This window comes from Bradyrhizobium sp. in8p8, assembly GCF_000426845.1.
Lineage (GTDB): Bacteria > Pseudomonadota > Alphaproteobacteria > Rhizobiales > Xanthobacteraceae > Bradyrhizobium > Bradyrhizobium japonicum_C.
This window is the reverse complement of the sequence record NZ_AUGD01000043.1, coordinates 1-5,017: the sequence shown is the minus strand read 5'-3', so window position 1 is coordinate 5,017 and position 5,017 is coordinate 1. Positions and strand designations below refer to the sequence as shown.

5 pseudogenes are annotated in these 5,017 nt (G+C 59.5%); 1 reads left to right on the top strand and 4 read right to left on the bottom strand.

What is annotated here, in order from left to right:
- Positions 1-17: 17 nt before the first annotated feature.
- Positions 18-278: pseudogene (locus tag K408_RS0136600) on the bottom strand (transposase); the annotation flags it as partial.
- Positions 279-341: 63 nt separating this feature from the next.
- Between K408_RS0136600 and K408_RS0136595 the strand changes: the two are divergent.
- A pseudogene (locus tag K408_RS0136595) lies at positions 342-814 on the top strand (ABC transporter permease); the annotation flags it as partial.
- Between the two features lie 402 nt (positions 815-1,216).
- On the opposite strand, the pseudogene K408_RS40010 reads toward K408_RS0136595, so the two are convergent.
- The 3 pseudogenes from K408_RS40010 to K408_RS40000 form a co-directional block, all read right to left on the bottom strand.
- A pseudogene (locus K408_RS40010) lies at positions 1,217-2,835 on the bottom strand (DHA2 family efflux MFS transporter permease subunit).
- A pseudogene (locus K408_RS40005) lies at positions 2,832-3,982 on the bottom strand (HlyD family secretion protein). The pseudogenes K408_RS40010 and K408_RS40005 overlap by 4 nt, the downstream one beginning before the upstream one ends.
- Positions 3,983-4,793: 811 nt before the next feature.
- Positions 4,794-5,017, bottom strand: a pseudogene (locus tag K408_RS40000) (EmrB/QacA family drug resistance transporter); the annotation flags it as partial.

Below are 5,017 nucleotides of genomic sequence, written 5' to 3'. Positions count from 1 at the left end.
GGCGGCGGGCCCTACCATTTTTTTGAAAGAAGCTCGCGTAGCGCGGCCGCATCGAGCATCTGCTCGGCCAACAGCTTCTTCAGCTTCGCGTTCTCCTCCTCGAGCGCTTTCAACCGCCTGGCCTCGGAGACATCCATGCCGCCGAATTTGGCCTTCCAGTTGTAGATCGTCGCCTCGGAAATCCCGTGCTTGCGAGCCAGGTCGGCCGTCTTCGCCCCGGCCTCATGCTCCTTCAACACGGCGATAATCTGCTCTTCCGTGAACCTTGCTCGCTTCATCTGTCCGTCCTTTTCAGGCCGGACTCTAACTCCATCTGGAGGAAATACTCAGGGGCAGGTCAAAGGGATGGGAGCATCGATCTCAGCATCGAGATCCCGGCAAAGTGTGGCCTCAGCATCAAACTCGGGTCACCTCCCTTGTGTCGGCCTGGATCGACGGCGCCACGCCGCTCCGAGCGGAAACAATCCGGGGCAATCCGCAAAGCATGCACCAGCTCTATCTGGTCGATCCGATTATCAAGACAACGCACAGCATCGCCCCGCCGCTCGCCACCATCGAGATCAGGTTCAAGTACAATCAGGACTTCGATAGCATCTATGCCATGGTCCCCTCGACCATCGCAATGATGCTGGCATTGTTTCCGGCGATCTTGATGGCGCTCGCGGTCGTCAGAGAAAGGGAGCTCGGCTCAATCACCCAACCTCTACGTCACGCCGGTCACCCGGCTTGAATTTCTGATCGGCAAGCAATTGCGTTACGTCGCGGTGACGCCGTTATGTTTGCGCTGGCAGTTTTCTTTTTCCGGGTACCGCTGACGCCGCCGCCGACCAAGATCGGCAGCGTGCCATACAGATTGCCGATCCGCGCGACCCGAATGTCCTCGAGAACCTTGGGCCCGCAGTCGCGAGCCATCGCGACAGGCGTCAGCGCGGCAGGCTATAAATTCTCTGCTGGGCCTGCATTGCGGTTCTCTCAAGCGCAGAGCCATGATCATCGTCTTGGACTTCCGTTTCGCCGATTATGTAGATCGAAGCGGTTTTGGCTTGACACGTCCGGTGCCCCCGAAGCATCCCGGCCATGTGAGATCAGACAGGCGCGTAAACCCAAATTCGCTGTTGGATTGCAATCGTCCTGTCCCGACGCTGGCACCGGACAAGGCGGCACCAGGAGGTTCGATCCGGCGATAACGTGACGAGGCGGCCCAGCCAGGGAACCTTCAATGGGTCTTCGGCGGCGCGCTCAAGTCGATGGGCCGAAGGATCGACGCAACCGGGATCATCAAAAGCGCGACCGCGGCCAGAAGCCAGAACACGTCGATGTAAGCGAGATAGTCGACCTGCTGCTGGAGCGTTTTACCAAGCCAAGCCAGCGCTTGCGATGCAGCATCCGACGCGCTTGACCCCTGGGCCTGGAAATACCGCGTCACCGCATCGATCGTCTGTTGGTACCCGAGATCGGAAGGTGCCACATGCTCGACCAGTCGAGTCTGGTGGAATTGCTGGCGCTGCGCCAGCATCGTTTGCGCGAGCGCGACCCCCATTGAGCCGCCGATATTCCGCGAAACGTTGATGAGCGCCGAGGCCTGGTTGGTTTTCTCGGGCGGCAGACCGTCATAGGACGCGGTGGTCACCGGCAGGAACAGAAACGGCACCCCGCAGCCTGGAATATGCGCACCTCGGTCGCATAGCCATAGCTGATATCGCCGGTCAGTCCTGTGAGCTGCCACATCGAAACGGCAACGATCGCCGCGCCGACCATGATCAGATATTTCGGCTGCACCAAGTTGACCAGCTTGCCGACGATGGGCATCAGAAGCATCGTAATGATGCCGCCCGGCGAGAGCACGAGACCTGCCAGCGTGGCGGTGTAGCCGAATTCGGCTTGCAGAAGCTGCGGCAGCAATTGGGTCGTCGAGATCAGAACTGCGCCGGTTGCAAACATCACGAGGAAGCAAGCGCCAAATTGCCGTTTGCCAAGCAGCCGGAGATCGATGATGGGATCGTCACGGCCAAGCTCCCAAGGTATAAGAGCAAAGAGGCAGAAGGCTGAGATAAGCGCAAAGGATAGAATCATGGACGATCCAAACCAGTCGCTGCGCTGCCCTTCGTCGAGCACGAATTCGAGCGATCCGAGACCGATGGCGACCAGAGCGAATCCGATATAGTCTACCCGCAATCCGGCCCTTAGGAGTTCAGCCCTTTCTTCCTCGGCGCCGGATGGTTCCCTCACCAATGTACCTACCAGTAATAACGAGATCAGCCCCATCGGCACGTTGATCAGAAATACCCAGTGCCAGGAGTAGGTGTCGGTGATCCACCCGCCAAGCGTCGGCCCCAACACCGGGGCGACCACCACGGCGACACCATAGATGGCGAAGGCCTGGCCGCGTTTGTGCGGCGGAAATGAATCCGCAAGAATCGCCTGCTCGCTGGTCGCCATGCCACCGCCGCCCAGCCCCTGCAGAATGCGAAACAGGACGAGAGATTCCAGGTTCCACGCGAGGCCACATAACAGGGAGGCAACCGAAAACGTTGCCACGCACAGCATGTAGAAGCGCTTGCGGCCAATGACGGTGGAAAGCCATCCCGAGATCGACAGCACGATGGCGTTGGCGACAAGATAGCTTGTGATGACATAGGTGCTCTCGTCGAGCCCGACCGCAAGGCCACCCGCAATGTGGCGGAGCGACACGTTCGCGACAGTGGTGTCGAGCACCTCCATGAAGGTCGCAATGGAAACGACAAAGGCGATCAGATAGGGATTGTGTCCGCCGGCCGCCGATCGCTCCGGGGACCAACTCGAGGACCTTCCGCCACTCTGCGCCTGATCGGTCATCTAACCTTCGTCCAAGGCACGACCGACATACCGGGCCCGACCGGCACGTCGGACGGCCAGTTGTCGACAATGATCTTCACCGGTACGCGCTGGACGACTTTGACATAGTTGCCCGTCGCATTTTCCGCCGGCAGCAGGCTGAATGCGGTCCCCGAGCCGGGCTGCACCGACTCCACGTGCCCGGTCAGCTTGCGGTCCGGATAGGCATCGATCCGGATCTCGACCGGCTGGCCAGGGCGCATGTCCTTCAGTTGTGTTTCCTTGTAATTTGCAACCAGCCAAACCTCATCGGGCACGAACATCATATGAGGCTCTGCCCCGGGGTGACGTAGGAGCCTTTTGCTCCGGACAGCTTGACAACGCGCCCGGATCGGACCGCGAACACCCTTGTGTATTGCAAATTGAGTTTTGCCTGGTCGAGTTGAGCTTGAGACTGTTGCCGCTGGGCTGTTGCACCTTCAAGCTGCGCCTGGAGCGCCTTGATTCCGAGTTCGGCGCCAACTACGGCGGTCTTGGCCCTGTCTGTATTGGCCTGCTGGGCCTGAAGATCGGAGCGAGTCTGCTGCGCGCGCTGTACAGTGCCGGCTCCCTTGTCCACCAGCTCCTGTGCGCGCGCGGCCTCCTGCTGCGCGAACTGAAGTTGTGCCTGAGCCTGTTCCAACTGGGCCCTCACCTGATCGATCTGCGCATGCTGGGTATCGATCTGCGCCTGGTAGTTGGCGATGTTGGCCTCGGCGATCGCGAGTTGCGCCTTGGCCTGGTCGACGGCGATTGTGTAGTCGCGGTCATCGATCCGCGCCAGCAGGTCGCCGGCGTCGACATGCTGATTGTCGGTAACGGGAACGTCGGTCACATAGCCGCCCACTTTCGACGCCACCGAGAAGCTTCGTGCGGCGACAAACGCATCATCGGTGGATTCGTAATGACGGATCTCGAGCCAGTAGGCTGTTCCGCCGCCCAGGCCGGCCACAAGAACACATGCGCCGGCCAGCATCAGACCCCAGTGCTCGCGAAAGCGCTCCCATGGCGATGGCTTTCTGGTCGGCTGTGTAAGCTCGGCGCCGTCGCGCTTGTTCTGCGGCATAGTCCTGGGCAATTGACCCGGATGCTGTTCTGCCGGCCCGTGCTCTTGAACTTGGCCCTTCACCAGACAGCACCTCCGGAAGAAAATGCGTGTGGGATTCCTGCCGCATCAGGACCAAACTCCTCCTTCGGAACTTGGTTCCTTTCGATCAAGCAGGCGACGGCCCAGTGGCTCGGCACCTTCGGAAACTTCCGCGGCCTTATTGACAGGCCGGTGCCGAGCACCTTGCGGAATAGGAAAACGAAACAGCGGTGGTAACGCGCCGTACAAAATCATTCCAAACACATGGGGGGTGCTTCGACCCGCCCCCTTCGCATGAACGCTTTAGTAGCGTCTTGGGCACTCTCGGTTCATTCTGCGCGTCTAAGCAATGCCAACTATTTTGAGACGTGGCTTAGTTGGCCTCAGATTTTAAGATTGATCGCGGCTGACCGGAATTCCATGTGCTCGGCAACGACTGCAGCTAATGCAGTTTATAGCCGCCAACCAGGCCAGACTCGAGATCGCGTGTCAGCGTCCGGGGCCCACACCCGCTTCCCTACCCGCTGAGGCAGTGGAGACTGCGGCCCAACTCTTGCTTCTTGACCAGGTCAATGCGATGCAAGTTTTGGTGTGGGGACCGTCCTTCAAACGATCTCGATGCCCGAGACCCAATCCGGTCCATTCGGTTTTCCGACGCATCGCTCGACAACCCCAGTGACCAGGAGCCAGACATCGGGCTGCTGACCCTGTCCGGGCATCCTGATCGGGCAAAGAAGTTTGCCAGCTTGCGCACCCTTCATCGTGACCTCACGCCAAACTTTTGCCTGGGTTGGCAACATCAACGCATGAGAACGACAACTACCAAAGTCTGGCAATACTTTACAGCGTGTCGTCATTCCACCACTGCGTGCTCTGGCCCTGCCGTCTGCTTGCGCAGAGCGGCCTTCGTAGATCCAATCATGATGGCGAGCGGGATCGAGACGAGGATGAACAGCATGACGAGTTGATAGTCTTGTGAGAATGCGATGATCTGAGCCTGAACAGCGACCATCTTGTCCGCCATGGCGCGCCCAGCATCGGTGGACAGGTTGATGATGCCCCTGACATCAGGCATCT